The sequence below is a fragment of the Pseudomonas sp. GW821-FHT07G10 genome, assembly GCF_059418545.1.
Genome location: NZ_JBWKQB010000010.1, coordinates 22,460 through 36,972, shown reverse-complemented (window position 1 = coordinate 36,972; position 14,513 = coordinate 22,460). Strand labels below are relative to the sequence as shown.

The window sequence follows — 14,513 nt, the reverse complement described above, 5'->3', positions numbered from 1 at the left end:
GCTGACTTGCAGGCAAGATGAAGGCCTGCAAGTCAGAACACAGGATGCTTATCGTGACCGAAGCCTTTATTGTCGTTCAAACCGCCGAGCAGGCCGTGGATCGGCTTGCCGCTCTGCACGAGCGTGCCACCACCGCACTGAGCCAGGCCCTCAAACGCTACCTGAAGGATCGGGTCGAGCCCGATGCCGAGCAGCGCGCCTTGTTTCGTTACCCCGAATTGCGCTTGACCTACCTCTGCCAGGGCGAAGTCCCGCAGACCACTCGGGCTTACGCCAAAGTCCAGTTGCCAGGCACCTACAGCGTGACCGTGACCCACCCGGCAGCTTTTCGTAACTATCTGCTGGAGCAACTGGTGCCGCTGATGCACGACTTCACCGTGACGGTGGAAGTGGGTGTCAGCGAGCAGAACATTCCTTATCCGTACGTGGTTGAGCAGGGCGATGAGCTCGGCGGTTCGGGTGTCACCGCTGCGGCGCTGGCGCGGGTGTTCCCGAGTACCGATTTGTCGGCCGCCAGCGACGGTATCGCCGATGGCCTGTACGATTGGGAAAACACCGATCCGCTGCCGTTGGCGCTGTTCGACGCGGCGCGGGTCGACTTCTCGCTTCGTCGTTTGGTGCACTACACCGGCAGTGACTGGCGGCATGTCCAGCCGTGGATCTTGCTGACCAACTACCACCGTTACGTCGACCAGTTCATTCTTCATGGCCTGGAGCAATTGCGCACTGATCCGCGCTTCGTGCGCATGGTGTTACCGGGTAACGTCATCATTGAAAAGAGCATGGATCACGGCGAAGCCTCGGCGATTGCCGCTGGAGTGGTCTGGCATCGCTACCAAATGCCGGCCTATCACCTGCAAGCCAGTGACGGTCATGGCGTGACCCTGGTGAATATCGGTGTCGGCCCATCCAACGCGAAAAACATTACCGACCATTTGGCCGTGCTGCGTCCGCACTGCTGGCTGATGATTGGCCACTGCGGCGGCTTGCGTCAGTCGCAGACCATTGGCGACTACGTGCTGGCTCACGCCTATATGCGTCGCGACGGGATTCTTGACCGGGTCGTGCCGCCGAATATTCCAATCCCGGCCCTGGCCGAGGTGCAGTTGGCGCTTCAGCAAGCAGCAGCCAACATCACGGGCGAGAAGGGCGAGGATCTGAAAAAACGCCTGCGTACTGGCACTGTGTTGACCTATGACGACCGTAACTGGGAACTGCGTTGGGCTCAGGAGCGCCCGCTGATCAACCTGTCGCGAGCCGTGGCGGTGGACATGGAAAGCGGCACCATCGCTGCCCAGGGTTATCGCCTGCGAGTGCCTTACGGCACCTTGCTGTGTGTTTCGGACAAGCCGTTGCACAGCGAAATCAAACTGCCGGGTTCGGCCAACGCGTTCTACGAACGTGCGGTCAGCCAGCATTTGAAGATCGGCATTGCTGCGGTGGATCTGCTGCGCACCGAGCTCAATTCGCTGCACTCACGCAAACTGCGTAGCTTCGACGAACCGCCGTTCCGCTGATCGTTGCGATGGTCATTTGACGGTCAGGGCACTAGCATTGCCAGTCCTGACCGTTAGATGTTCTTTTTGCCATGTCTCGTCCAACTCGTCCCGCTTCCCGCCGCCCTGGCGCGAATAACCCGCAATCCTCCCTGGCACCACGCCGTGTCGCCAAAGCGCCGCCGGCCGAGCCGAAGCTGATTGTGTTCAATAAACCGTTCGACGTGCTGACCCAGTTCAGCGACGGCGAAGGGCGGGCGACGCTCAAGGATTTTATCGACATTCCCGGTATCTACCCGGCGGGTCGACTCGACCGTGACAGCGAAGGCTTGCTGCTGCTGACCAACGACGGCCAGCTACAGGCGCGGATATCTGACCCAAAACACAAGTTGGCCAAGACGTATTGGGTTCAGGTGGAGGGGGAGCCAAACGCTGAGCAATTGCAGCGTTTGCGCGACGGCGTCGAGTTGAATGACGGCATGACTTTGCCCGCCGAGGCGCGGCAACTTGAAGAGCCGCAGCTGTGGCCGCGCAATCCGCCGGTGCGGTTCCGTAAAAGCGTGCCAACCAGTTGGCTGGAACTGGTGATTCGCGAAGGGCGCAATCGACAGGTGCGACGCATGACGGCCGCGGTGGGGTTGCCGACGCTGCGTCTGGTGCGCGTGCGAATCGGCGACTGGACGATTGAAGGGCTTGATCAGGGTCAGTGGCGGGAAGTGCCTGCCAGCCTATGAGGAGCCATTCTCGATATAAGCGATGACAACGCTTTTGATGATGAACGCGAGAATGCCCAGGCCCAGTACAAAGAACAGAATAAAGGTACCGAACTTGCCTGCCTTGGATTTTTTCGCCAGATCCCAGACGATGAAGCCCATGAAAATGATCAGGATGGTCACCAGACCGGTCATCATCCACTCTTCGAATACTGCAGGATCCATCGAAACTCTCCAGCGCAGGCAGGGCAAAAAAGGCCAGGAGAGTATACGCCAAGGGTGATTGCCGGTGCATTGACCTGTGTCGGCTGTAGCAGCTGCCGGCAGGCTGCGTTCGGCGGCGCAGCAGCCGTGAAAGGCCAGACCGCGTTATCCAGCAACGATCGAGTTGTCTGGATTGCGACTGCTTCGCAGCCAAACGTAGGCTACGCCAACTGCTACGGGTCTTGTTCTGCGTTCAGCTGCGAAGGTGAGTCAACGGCAACTCGGTGCTGTTGAGCACCTGATTCAGCACAAAACTCGACCTCACGCTGGTCACGCCTTCGATGCGGGTCAGGTGGCCGAGCAGCAGCTTCTGGTAGTGATCCATGTCCGGCACCACCACTTTGAGCTGATAGTCGGCGTCCATTCCGGTCACCAGGCTGCATTCGAGCACTTGTGGCAGACTGCGAATCGCCGCTTCGAAGTTCTCGAAGCGCTCAGGCGTGTGGCGGTCCATGCCGATCAGTACGTAAGCAGTCAGGCTCAACCCAAGCATCTTGCGATCGAGCAAGGCGACCTGGCGCGAAATATAACCGTCGTCTTCCAGCTGCTTGACCCGTCGTGAGCAGGGCGACGGTGACAGGCCGATGCGTTCGGCGAGCTCCTGATTGGAGATGCGGGCGTCACGCTGCAATTCCGCCAAAATGCTCAGGTCGTATCGGTCTAGTTTGCTCATGGATCAGGCCTTTGTCGTAACTATTGCGGCTAATTATCTATCCTTAGTTAAAAATTGCGCAAGCCATGTTTATTTGAGCAATCTTCGCAATCCTCTGCCGGCGCCTTGAGCCTATTCTTATTACCAGAATCACTGCCCGGACAAACAGTCCAGTGCGGCTCGCCGAATCAGGCCAGCTGCGGTCGCCAATCCCACAGGGTTGAGTCGGCCCCCGGGCTACACACTGTCCAGAAGACGGAGTGAGGTGAGCCGGCGTCATAAGCGTCGAGCACGGACGAAGTTCTCAAGGGGAGGCCGACGGGTTTCCCTTTTTTATTGCCTGCGAAATAAGTCTCGTGACTGATAACCTGTTGCAGAACCGGCCTACGCTTTTTCAGTCTTATGAGTAGGTCCTGAACCGCAGTGAGGAATAGCATGAAGTCGCGCATCTGGCGTGTGGCAGGTGTTGGATTGCTTTGCATGAGTGTCAGCGCGCAATTGCTGGCAGAGGCGCGAGATGATCCGCTGCAACCTCGCCAACATAATGGTCAAAATGGCGGGGGACAACATGAGCATGGCCCTGAAGGGCGTCCGGAAAATAATCAACCGCGCCCGGAAATGAATCAGCCACGTCCACAAGTCGTTCAACCGCGCCCGGAAATGAATCAGCCGCGTCCACAAATCGTTCAACCGCGCCCGGAAATCAATCAGCCACGTCCACAAATCAATCAAGCGCGACCAGAAAACAATCAGCCTCGCCTGCAGAATGAGATTATTCGCGGCGACAACAGCCGTCAGTTCGAACACAACGGCCAGAATCAGGGGCAGGGCGGCCAGTGGCAAAACCGTCCGCAGCATGATCCGAACGGGCAGGGTTGGCCGGCGCCGCAGCCGAGCATCAACCTGCCGATTCAAAGCCGACCGGATACCGTCCGCCAGACCCAGGAGCCACAGCGTGGCTACTATCAGGACGTTCCTCGGCGTAACGATCGCGATCAGAACTGGCAGGTCGGTGGTGCCGGTATGCGTGGTGATTTCGACCGCCATAATGACCATCGTTGGCCGGGTCGTCCGGAGGGGCACGGCAACGGTTGGGGCCCAGGCCCGCAGTATCGGCCTGGCTACGAGACCGATCGGTTCCCTGATCGTGAATTCCGCGTGCCATATCGCGGCGAGGATTACTTCTTCTCTGGCGGTTACTGGTATCGCCCACATGGGGTGCGTTATGTGGTGGTAAGGCCTCCTCATGGCATCCGCGTGAGTTACCTGCCCGACTTCGCGCAGGAAGTGTGGATCGGCGGTGCACTGTTCTTCCTCGCGGCCGGCGCGTATTACACGTATGAAGAGAGCACCCAGCAGTACGTAGTGGTCGATCCACCTCAACCACAACTCGCCAGTAACGGCTATGACGTGGTCGCTTACCCGGCCAATGGACAAACGCCTGAGCAGGTCGACCAGGATCGCTACGATTGCTATCGCTGGGCGGTTGAGCAAAGCGGCTTCGATCCCGCGGCCGTCACCTACCAACCGGCGCCTGCGGTGGTGCAAGCCTACCGTCAAGCGCAGGGCGACTGCTTGAGCAGTCGCGGTTATCAGGTTGCCTATTAGATCGAAGCACTCAGGCCTTCGCGCCTGTCAGCACTTCTTGCGGGTCGGCGTGCACCAGCACCTCGGCCCGTGGGTAAGCGGCGTTGATCGCCTCGGCAGCGCGATCGCTGATGCCGTGAGCGACGGATAACGTCAGCTCCCCCGGCAACTCCAGATGCAATTGCACGAACCAGTGGCTGCCGGAAATGCGTGTGCGCAGGTCATGGGCACCCAGTACGCCCGGTACGCTGCAGGCCAGCTCTAGCATGTGCTGGCTGACGTCTGGCGGCAGTTCTTCGTCCATCAGCACCGCCACACTCTCCCGAGCGATTTGCACCGCGCTCCAGAGGATGTACAGGGCGATTGCCAGACCAAACCAGGCATCCAGTTGTTCCCAGCCGAAACTGGCCAATACCAGCGCTACCAGGATGCTGGCATTGAGCAGCAGATCGGAACGGTAATGCAGTGAGTCAGCGCGTACCGCAGTCGAGCCGGTTTCGCGGATCACCCGATGTTGCAGCATCAGCAGGGCGACCGTCAGTGCCAGCGACAAGAGCATCACGCCGATGCCGATCCAGGGGGCTCCCAGTGGCTCGGGGTGTTTCAGGCGTTCGATCGCTTGCACGGCAATCAACACCGCACTCACCGCAATAAACAACGCTTGCGCCATACCCGACAGCGACTCGGCTTTGCCATGCCCGTAACGATGGTCATCATCCGCCGGGCGTAGCGCGTAATGCACGGCCAGGAGATTGAGAAACGATGCCGCGCCGTCGAGCAGCGAGTCGGTCAGGCCGGCCAGCAGGCTGACCGATCCACTCAACCACCAGGCAATGGCCTTGGTCACGATCAGAATGCTCGCCACCGCCAGCGAGGCGCGTGTCGCCAGACGCAACAGGCGAGCGTGTTCCGGGCTACTGGTCATAGGCGTTTGCGTTCCTTGGAATACACGCGATCAAGCGGCGGGTTGCAGACCGTACATGGCAAGTTGCTGGACGCTGCCTTTGTATTGAATCAGACGCGGATCATCCAGCGCAAAGCTGCGGCCCAGTTCGCTTTCGAGAATAGCCTGCAACTTGCGGTTATCGACCTTGCCGTCAGCATCGATGGCTTGCCGGAGTTTTTCCGGGGCGACCTGGACGGTCTTGCCCGGTTCCAGGTAAATGGCGCCGGTGGCGAAGTCCACGCCGAAAGCGATCAGCCCCGGAATGATATAGAACAACAGGCCTACAGCGTCGAGGGCGGCTACCACCGGGTCGATTTTGCCTTCGATCTGGCCACGACGATCCGGGAAGAAGATCGAGCCGCAAGCGGTCATTTGGGTCAACAGGGTGGCGAGCAGAACGCCGCCAACAATACGGGAGGGAATACACATGTGAATCTCCTGATCAAATTCGAAACGAAACGATGAAAGAGCGTCGCTGGTATCAGTTCAGACCGTGATTAACGCCAGGCAGTTCGCCGTTATACTCGTGCCTCTGTTTTGGAGCCAGCATGATTTCTTTGCCGATTGATGAAGTTTTACCTGCGCTGCGTGAAGCCTTGGCGACACGCCACGAAGCCGTGCTCGAAGCACCGCCCGGCGCTGGTAAAACCACCCGCGTGCCCTTGGCTTTATTGAATGAGCCATGGTTGGCCGGCCAAACCATCTTGATGCTAGAACCGCGTCGACTCGCTGCACGGGCTGCAGCCGAGAGGCTGGCCAGTGAGCTGGGGGAAAAGGTCGGTGAAACCGTGGGCTATCGCATTCGCCTCGACAGCAAAGTAGGGCCGAACACCCGCATCGAAGTGGTCACCGAGGGGATTCTCACCCGACGTCTGCAAGATGATCCGGCGCTGGATGGCGTCGGATTGCTGATCTTTGACGAATTCCACGAGCGCAGCCTCGACGCTGATCTGGCGCTGGCATTGAGCCTCAATGGCCGCGATCTGTTTCGTGACGATCAGCCGCTGAAAATTCTCTTGATGTCGGCGACCCTCGAAGGCGAACGTCTGGCGGGGTTGCTGGATGACGCACCGATTTTGCGCAGCGAAGGGCGCATGTACCCGGTGACGATGCGTTGGGGCCGGGCGTTTCAGCCGGGAGAATTCATCGAGCCGCGCTTGGTGCAGACCATCCTCGAGGCCTTGAACGACGAAAGCGGCAGTCTCCTGGTTTTTCTGCCGGGACAAGCGGAGATTCGTCGGGTGCATCAGCAGCTGGCTGATGCGTTGGGTGAGCGCACTGAGGTATTGCTTTGCCCGCTGCACGGCGAACTGGACCTGGCAGCACAGCGCGCTGCCATTGAGCCGGCACCCGCCGACAAGCGCAAAGTGGTGCTGGCCACCAACATCGCCGAGACCAGTCTGACTATCGATGGTGTGCGGGTGGTGATCGATGCCGGGTTGGCGCGGGTACCGCGTTTTGATCCGGGCAGCGGCATGACTCGCCTCGATACTCAACGGATCTCCCGCGCCAGCGCTACACAACGTGCCGGGCGAGCGGGGCGTCTGGAGCCGGGCGTGTGTTATCGCCTGTGGTCGCAAGACCAGCATGAACAATTGGCCGCTTATGCCAGTGCAGAGATTCTTTCAGCCGACCTCGCCGGCCTGGCCTTGCAACTGGGTCGCTGGGGCGTAACGCCCGGGCAATTGGTCTGGCTCGATGTGCCACCGACGGCGGCTTATGCACAGGCTCAGGATTTACTTGAGCGATTGGGCGCGCTGGAGGGCAAGACCGCAGATGACTGGAAACTGACCCGTCATGGGCAGGCGATGGCCGAACTGCCGGCGCATCCGCGTATTGCACATTTGTTGTTGCGCGGGCAGGCGCTGGGGTTGGCGGACATGGCCTGCGACGTCGCCGCGCTGCTGGGCGAGCGGGACATTCTGCGCGGCGCCGGCGCGGATCTGCACAGCCGGCTGGTGCTGTTGTCGGGCGAAGAGCGAGCGGCTCGCGGTGCTCAAGGTGGCGTTCAGCGGGCCCGGCAACTGGCGCGGCAGTACCGCGGCTATCTGCGGGGCAAGGCACTGGAACCGGTCAGCGATCCCGATCATCCGCGCTGGCTGGGTGCGCTGCTGGCCCTGGCCTATCCGGATCGCGTCGCACAGCAGCGGCGTGCCGGTGGAGCGGAGTATCGCCTGGCCAACGGTCGCGCCGCGCTGTTCGCCGAGGCCGATAGCTTGATGAAACAACCCTGGTTGGTGATTGCTGATTTGGGCAGCCGTCAGGGGCAGCGTGAAGAGCGGATTTATCTGGCTGCGGATTTCGATCCGGCGCTGTTTGATTCGGTGCTGGCTGAACAAGTGCGCAACGTCGATCAGCTTGATTGGGACGAGCGCGAAGGCGTGCTACGAGCCGAGCGGCAGCGCAAGGTTGGTGAGCTGATACTCAGTCGAGAGCCGTTGACCGGGCTGGATGAAGCGGCACGCAGCCAGGCGCTGGTCAATCTGGTGCGACGTAAAGGGCTCGAGTTGCTGCCCTGGACGCCGGAGTTGCGCCAGTGGCAGGCTCGGGTGGCGTTGTTGCGTCAGCTGGATCTGAGCAGCCTGGGGCACAGCGAATGGCCGGATGTCAGCGATGCGGCGCTGCTGGCAGGCCTGGAGCATTGGCTGTTGCCGTATCTGGGGCGGGTGTCGCGACTCAGTCACTTCGCCAATCTGGAACTGGCCAGCATTGTCCATAACCTGCTGCCGTGGCCATTGCCTCAACGCCTGGATGAACTGGCGCCGCACCATTTGACGGTACCTTCCGGATCCTCGGTTCGACTGGACTACAGTGAGCAGCCGCCGATTCTGGCGGTGCGCTTGCAAGAGTTGTTCGGGCTGGCTGAAACCCCGCGCATCGCTGGCGGCCGGCAGGTGGTCAAACTGCACCTGTTGTCACCGGCCAGGCGGCCAGTGCAGGTGACGCAGGATCTGGCGAATTTCTGGCGCAGCACCTACGCCGAAGTGAAGAAGGATCTGAAGGGGCGTTACCCGAAACACTACTGGCCGGATGACCCGCTGGTGGCCGAGGCGACAGCGCGGATCAAGCCGCGTAAGTAAGTCGGCGAGCCTGTTGGCGATCGTTCCCACGCTCTGCGTGGGAATGCCTCACTGGACGCTCCGCGTCCGCTTCTATTGGCCGCGAAGCTTTTGACCTACGGTGCCGCAGGCAGCAGAAACCGTGCAATCACCGGCAGATGATCAGATATACGCAGCGTGTCGTCCTGCCTCACCTGAGCCTCAACCCGTTTGATCCGCGGGCTATAAAACAGGTAGTCGACGGTCCGGTCCGGGCCGCTGAGGGCCGGGTCATTGGGGTAGTGGGTCAGCCATTGCTCGCGGTCGATGCCACCGGCTTCGTTGTTGGCAGGGATCATCGGGTACTTGTCCCAGAGCACATGCAGCGCGCTGTCGACGGAGTAGGGCGCGCGCTGCTGGGGATCGAGGCGCTGATACTGGCCCAGCGGCAACAGGTTGAAATCGCCGCCGATCAACCACGGCGTACCCTGACGTTCGAATGTGTCGAGCACCCTGGCGGTCTCCGTCACTTGCTGTTGCGGCGTGTCATCAGGCTGAGCCGGTCGGTCCAGGTGGGTATTGAGTACTGCCATTTGCCCACCGTCGCTCAGCGGCAGATAACTCACCAGCAGCGCGTTTTTCGGCTGGAATTGACTGCTGATGAGATTGGCCGGTGCTTGCGGTAATTGCAGGCGTTCGGCGTGTGCGATCCGATAGCGGCTCAATGTCGCCAGTTGTCGGCCGACACTGCCGAAAATGTGCGGCTCGGGAACGAAGTCAGCCTTCCAGTCGAAGGCATGGGTGCTGCACGGGTAAAGGTCGGTCAGACGCTCGCGGAGCAGTTTTAGCTGGTCTTGATAATCGCTGGCTTTGGCGCCGTCATCCAGTTCTTGCAGCAGGACGACATCCGGCTGCTCATCGCGAATCACTCGTGCGACTTCATCGAGGCTGAAGGCCATATCTTCGGCTGTGGGGGTTTCGTCATCGCCATGGGCCAGGTCGTTCCAGAATACGTAGCGTTTTCCCGCCAGGTACTGGACGTTCCAGGTCATCACCTTGAGCGCCTGGCCGGGCACCAGGGGCGGTGCCTGGGCGCTGCAGCTGACGGGTATTTGCTCCTTGGCGTCCGGGCGCCAGGTCAAACTGTAGATCAGCGCTGACAAAAGGCCGGCGATCAGCAGCAGGCCCAGCAGGGTATAACGCAGTAGACGGGTCATCGGCTCGGCTTATAGCGTTGCAGGATTAAGCCCGAGCATACCCGAGAGCAGGTCAGACCCCAAGACCGGGCCTGTCAGAGCGTTTTATCGATTCTTGTCGGTGGCTTCGCTGATCAACATGAACAGGCGAAACAGCACCACGCTGGTAAAGAGTTGCAGAAAACTGTGGGCGCTTTCGATCAACAGTGCCAGTACCGGGTTTTGTGGTTCTGGGTAAACCGCAAGGCTTGCGCCCTTGAGTAGCCACAGCGGGCCCATCACACACAGAATGCAGACCAGGATGCGCAGGAAGTGCCCGCGGGTCAGGCGAAAGCTCTCCTTGATGGCCGCCAGCGGTTGCAGGCCTCGCAGGACCAACAGGTACTCGGCAAAGGCCAGTGTCACCATCAGCCACAAACCTGGCAGGAAATACAGCGACAGGCCAAGCAGGATCAGCAGGGTATTGATCGCTGTCAGCAACGCGAACCTGGGCCACAGGCTGGCAGACATCGCCAGCAGATCACGGGTTCGTGGCGATTCGCCACGGCTGCGCGCATCCAGAAAAAGAATCAGCGCAGCGGTGTACAGTGGATAGATCAACAGCCCGACGATCACGCTATAACCGGGAAAAGCATCCGGGCCCTGGGCGTTATCGACCAGTTGCTGGATCAGTGCCTCAAGCACCACCAACGGCAGGCACAGCGGAATAATCCGGCCCAGGTTGCGCTTAAAGAAATACAAAGAGTCGCGGAGCACTTCTAACGGATTCATGGGTCGATATCGCAGGTAAAAAGCAGTTCGACACTTTAACCGATGCAGCGCCCCTGCGAGCAAACGTAAACGTTAGGTAAAGGCCATTGAAACGGCCCGTAATAACCCCATTACTGGTGTGCACCTTCTCCACAACGGAAAGGGCAACGATTTTTCCGGCAATCTAACGAGGTCGCCATGAACAGCGAAGAACAAACCCTGATCGATGGACTGTTTTCACGGCTGCAGCAAGCCGAAACGGATTCAGCCCCGCGCGATGCCCTGGCCGAGGCGCGGATCAAGGAGCACCTGGCTCGCCAGCCTGCGGCGGGGTATTTCATGACCCAGGCGATTCTGGTGCAAGAGGCGGCGATCAAAAGCCTCGACGAACAGAACAAACAGCTCACTCAGCAAAACCAGCAGCTGCAAGCTGAACTGCAGCAAGCCAGATCCCAGGCAGCGGCGCCTGCTCCGGCACCAAGCAGCGGTGGCGGCGGTTTCCTGTCGAGCATCTTCGGTGGCGGTTCCCGTGATTCGCAACCGGCCCCAAGCGCTCCGGCCTCGACTGGCGGTGGCTGGCGTGAGCCGGCGCGGCCTTCGTTCAATACTCAGCCGGGTGTGGCGCCACAGCAAAACTTCGGTGCCCCGCAACAGAACTACGCGCCACCACAGCAACAGGCTCCGGCCGCAGCCGGCAGCAGCTTCCTGGGCGGCGCCTTGAAAACCGCGGCCGGTGTGGCCGGTGGTGTGATGCTTGCGCAAGGTATCAGCAGCCTGTTCCACAGCAATCAGCAGCCGCAGGAAATTGTCGAAGTCATCAAGGAAGAACCTGCGCAGGTCAATGACAAAAGCAATGACAACGACGACCAACGTATGGTCAGCAACGATTCCTATGGCAATGACCAAGGCGGGTTTACCGACGCCGACTACAGCGATGACAGCTCATCGCTCTTCGACGACGACGATTCCTTCGTCTGATGCACCATTCGTCCGGGGCGCTATAGCGCCCCAGACTGATTATTCGCGGAAATTTCCTTCTGGCTGGCATACTGGGCGACTTTTCAGGTCTTGTACTTGATCAATTGCCTGCGCGCGTCTGCGCCATGAGGATTTACGGTGAAAAAAATCGCAGTGTTCGCCGATGTCCAGAACCTCTACTACACCGTGCGCCAGGCTTACGGCTGCCACTTCAACTACGCCGCCCTGTGGGCTGATATCAGCCAGCGCGGGCAGATCGTCGAGGCCTACGCCTACGCCATCGATCGTGGCGACAGCAAGCAACAGCAATTCCAGCAGATCCTGCGCAACATTGGTTTCACCGTAAAACTCAAACCCTATATCCAGCGCAGCGATGGCTCGGCCAAGGGCGACTGGGACGTGGGCATCACCATCGATATCATGGACGCCGCCTCTCATGTCGACGAAGTGGTGTTGGCGTCCGGTGATGGTGATTTCGACATGCTGCTTGAACGCATCATCAATAAGCACGGTGTTGAAGCCGTCGCCTACGGCGTCCCTGGCTTGACTGCCAACTCATTGATACGCGCCGCCAGCCGCTACGTGCCGATCGAAGGCGCGTTGCTGCTTAAAAACTGAAATTGATTACTTTTTGACGGAGTTGGAACAGGTTTGGAACGGATAGCGGTCATCGACTTTGAAACCACCGGGATCTCCCCGAGCAGCACCTGCCGGGCCACGGAAATTGCCGTGGTGATTCTTGAGCAGGGACGCATCGTCGAGCGTTACCAAAGCCTGATGAACGCCGGCGTGCGGGTCCCGGCTTTCATCGAAAGCCTGACCGGCATCAGCAATGCCATGCTGCGCACCGCACCGTCTGCCGAACAGGTGATGAACGAAGTCAACGAATTCGTCGGTACGACACCGCTGTTGGCCCACAATGCCGCGTTCGACCAGAAGTTCTGGGACTACGAGCTGGGGCGAATCAAACGTACACGGTTGCAGAACTTTGCCTGCTCCCTGTTACTCGCCCGGCGCCTGATGCCGGCCGCACCCAATCACAAACTCGGCACCCTCACCACGTTCGCCAAACTGCCCCACACCGGCCAGGCTCACCGAGCCATGGCCGACGCCGAAATGGCCGCTAACCTGACTGCGCATCTGGCCCGGGAACTGCGGCAGCGGCATGGTTTGCGGGAGTTGTCTCATGATCTGCTGTGTTCGCTGCAGAAGGTTCCGGCGGCGAAGATCAATGAGCATTTGAAGCGATATCGCGGATTTTAAGTCCCCGATCGTTCCCGCGCGGGAGCGTGGGAATGATTAACACCTACCCACCATTCTTGCCATTACTCTCCAACTGCCCCAGCGGCACACGCTTTTCTATCGCGCTGGAGAGCACGATCGAGGTTTTGCTGAACCCGAACTGGGCGATGCGGTTGATCAGTTCTTCGAGTTCCGGCATTGAGCCGACGGCGGCCTGCATGATGACGCAGGGGTCGCCGGTGACTCGGTGGCATTCGGTCAGTTGCGGGATTTTGATCAGTTCATCGTAGGATTTCTGGCTGCCGTGGCGGCTCAGTCGTAGTTCGATGACGCACTGGATCGGCAGGCCGACCTTGGTCATGTCGACCTTTGCCTGGTAGCCGGTAATCACCCCACTGGTTTCCAGTTTTGCCACGCGCTCGGCCACAGCCGGCGCGGACAGGTTGACCTTGCGCGCCAGTTCCGCATACGAGGCCCGGCCGTTTTCCAGGAGTGCACTGAGGAGCATGCGGTCGTATTTATCCATGATTCGGCTCCTGAAATGCATAACTTTCGAAAGCACGGTTTATAGCTGTGATCTCCATGCTTTGAAAAGTGTACGGGCGCTATAAAGAGGTTTTGTAACTTAAATTTCGCCCGAGAGCTTTCTAAAATAGCGCTCCCCTTATCCAGTCTTCGAGCGTTCCATGTCTGCCATCGAGCTTTCCGTGCCTGGCCCACGGCGTTTTCCGTTACAGCTGGTGGGTGCCTTTTTTGCGTTGTATGTGATTTGGGGATCGACTTATCTGGTGATTCGAATCGGTGTGCAATATTGGCCACCGCTGATGCTCGGCGGGATTCGTTTTATCATCGCCGGGACCTTGATGTACGGCTTCCTGCGCTGGCGCGGAGTACCGGCGCCGACCTGGTCGCAATGGCGGGCGGCGGGGATGATCGGCATCTTGCTGCTGAGTGTGGGTAACGGCGCGGTGAGTGTTGCCGAACATATCGGTGTGGCCTCCGGGGTCGCGGCGTTGGCGGTGGCGACGGTGCCGCTGTTCACCTTGCTTTGCGGCTACTTCTGGGGCGCGCGCAACACCCGTCTGGAGTGGGCCGGGATCGTGCTCGGACTGGTTGGCATTGCCATGCTCAACCTCGGTTCCAACTTGCAGTCGAGCCCGTTGGGCGCGGTGTTGCTGGTGTCTGCGGCAGCAGCCTGGGCTTTCGGCTCGGTCTGGAGCAAACACTTGCCGCTGCCACAAGGGGCGATGGCCAGCGCTGCAGAAATGTTGGTGGGCGGCGTGGTGCTGTTGATCGGCAGCGCGCTGAGCGGTGAGCATCTGGACAGCTTGCCGCCTGTCGAGGGCTGGGTTGCTTTGGCCTATTTGATTGGCTTCGGCTCGATCATCGCCTTCAACGCCTATATGTACCTGCTGAAAAACGTCCGCCCGGCGGCTGCGACCAGCTACGCCTACGTCAACCCGGCGGTGGCGGTGCTGCTGGGGATCGTCTTTGCCGGCGAAAGCATCGGCATCGCAGAGTCCCTGGCGATGGCGGTGATCATCAGTGCTGTAGTGTTGATTGGCTTGCCGCAGTGGCGCAGGCAGAAACCGGCTTGATTTAGGGTAAACTGCGGCGCATTGCACACATGCGCTGACATTTCCCTACGGTA

15 protein-coding genes are annotated in these 14,513 nt (G+C 59.8%); 8 read left to right on the top strand and 7 right to left on the bottom strand.

Annotated elements, in window-relative coordinates; translation table 11 throughout:
- Positions 1–17 precede the first annotated feature (17 nt).
- Together amn and AC07O1_RS13500 are read left to right on the top strand one after the other, a co-directional pair.
- Positions 18–1,517, top strand: coding sequence for an AMP nucleosidase (amn, locus tag AC07O1_RS13505; protein WP_494995047.1), 1,500 nt, complete (start codon positions 18–20; stop codon positions 1,515–1,517).
- A 71-nt stretch (positions 1,518–1,588) separates the two neighbouring features.
- Positions 1,589–2,230, top strand: a complete 642-nt coding sequence (locus AC07O1_RS13500; protein ID WP_495024830.1) for a pseudouridine synthase — start codon at positions 1,589–1,591, stop codon at positions 2,228–2,230.
- Here the strand turns inward: AC07O1_RS13500 and AC07O1_RS13495 are convergent.
- Together AC07O1_RS13495 and AC07O1_RS13490 are read right to left on the bottom strand one after the other, a co-directional pair.
- Positions 2,225–2,434 (bottom strand): DUF2788 domain-containing protein, encoded by a 210-nt coding sequence (locus AC07O1_RS13495; protein WP_494995049.1) that lies wholly within the window; start codon positions 2,432–2,434, stop codon positions 2,225–2,227. The two genes, AC07O1_RS13500 and AC07O1_RS13495, sit on opposite strands and share 6 nt — an antisense overlap.
- 232 nt (positions 2,435–2,666) lie before the next feature.
- Positions 2,667–3,146 (bottom strand): Lrp/AsnC family transcriptional regulator, encoded by a 480-nt coding sequence (locus AC07O1_RS13490; RefSeq protein WP_040071220.1) that lies wholly within the window; start codon positions 3,144–3,146, stop codon positions 2,667–2,669.
- A 414-nt stretch (positions 3,147–3,560) separates the two neighbouring features.
- Between AC07O1_RS13490 and AC07O1_RS13485 the strand changes: the two genes are divergently transcribed.
- Positions 3,561–4,733, top strand: a complete 1,173-nt coding sequence (locus tag AC07O1_RS13485; RefSeq protein ID WP_495089068.1) for a DUF6515 family protein — start codon at positions 3,561–3,563, stop codon at positions 4,731–4,733.
- Between the two features lie 10 nt (positions 4,734–4,743).
- Here AC07O1_RS13485 and AC07O1_RS13480 read toward each other — a convergent pair whose 3' ends face one another.
- Together AC07O1_RS13480 and pmcY are read right to left on the bottom strand one after the other, a co-directional pair.
- Positions 4,744–5,637 carry a cation diffusion facilitator family transporter gene (locus tag AC07O1_RS13480; RefSeq protein ID WP_495089067.1) on the bottom strand — a complete coding sequence of 298 codons (894 nt, stop codon included), beginning with the start codon at positions 5,635–5,637 and terminating at the stop codon, positions 4,744–4,746.
- Positions 5,638–5,667: 30 nt separating this feature from the next.
- Positions 5,668–6,087 carry a periplasmic Zn2+ metallochaperone PmcY gene (gene pmcY, locus AC07O1_RS13475; RefSeq protein WP_495089066.1) on the bottom strand — a complete coding sequence of 140 codons (420 nt, stop codon included), beginning with the start codon at positions 6,085–6,087 and terminating at the stop codon, positions 5,668–5,670.
- A gap of 119 nt (positions 6,088–6,206) precedes the next feature.
- Here pmcY and hrpB point away from each other — a divergent pair, with 119 nt between their 5' ends.
- Positions 6,207–8,738, top strand: coding sequence for an ATP-dependent helicase HrpB (hrpB, locus tag AC07O1_RS13470; protein WP_495089065.1), 2,532 nt, complete (start codon positions 6,207–6,209; stop codon positions 8,736–8,738).
- Between the two features lie 95 nt (positions 8,739–8,833).
- On the opposite strand, the gene AC07O1_RS13465 is transcribed toward hrpB, so the two are convergent.
- Together AC07O1_RS13465 and AC07O1_RS13460 are read right to left on the bottom strand one after the other, a co-directional pair.
- On the bottom strand, positions 8,834–9,913 hold the full coding sequence (locus AC07O1_RS13465; RefSeq protein WP_495089064.1) for an endonuclease/exonuclease/phosphatase family protein: 1,080 nt from the start codon (positions 9,911–9,913) through the stop codon (positions 8,834–8,836).
- 84 nt (positions 9,914–9,997) lie between these two features.
- Complete coding sequence (locus AC07O1_RS13460) at positions 9,998–10,663, bottom strand: YciC family protein (RefSeq protein ID WP_494995055.1); 666 nt, start codon at positions 10,661–10,663, stop codon at positions 9,998–10,000.
- A gap of 177 nt (positions 10,664–10,840) precedes the next feature.
- Here AC07O1_RS13460 and AC07O1_RS13455 point away from each other — a divergent pair, with 177 nt between their 5' ends.
- The 3 genes from AC07O1_RS13455 (at position 10,841) to AC07O1_RS13445 (ending at position 12,883) form a co-directional block, all read left to right on the top strand.
- Complete coding sequence (locus tag AC07O1_RS13455) at positions 10,841–11,620, top strand: DUF2076 domain-containing protein (RefSeq protein ID WP_495089063.1); 780 nt, start codon at positions 10,841–10,843, stop codon at positions 11,618–11,620.
- A gap of 138 nt (positions 11,621–11,758) precedes the next feature.
- On the top strand, positions 11,759–12,238 hold the full coding sequence (locus AC07O1_RS13450; protein WP_494995057.1) for a LabA-like NYN domain-containing protein: 480 nt from the start codon (positions 11,759–11,761) through the stop codon (positions 12,236–12,238).
- Between the two features lie 33 nt (positions 12,239–12,271).
- Complete coding sequence (locus AC07O1_RS13445) at positions 12,272–12,883, top strand: 3'-5' exonuclease (protein ID WP_495089062.1); 612 nt, start codon at positions 12,272–12,274, stop codon at positions 12,881–12,883.
- Between the two features lie 43 nt (positions 12,884–12,926).
- On the opposite strand, the gene AC07O1_RS13440 is transcribed toward AC07O1_RS13445, so the two are convergent.
- A complete protein-coding gene (locus AC07O1_RS13440) occupies positions 12,927–13,388 on the bottom strand; it encodes an Lrp/AsnC family transcriptional regulator (protein WP_494995059.1) in 462 nt (153 codons plus the stop codon).
- Positions 13,389–13,569: 181 nt separating this feature from the next.
- Between AC07O1_RS13440 and yedA the strand changes: the two genes are divergently transcribed.
- Positions 13,570–14,460 (top strand): drug/metabolite exporter YedA, encoded by an 891-nt coding sequence (gene yedA, locus AC07O1_RS13435; RefSeq protein ID WP_494995087.1) that lies wholly within the window; start codon positions 13,570–13,572, stop codon positions 14,458–14,460.
- Positions 14,461–14,513 lie beyond the last annotated feature (53 nt).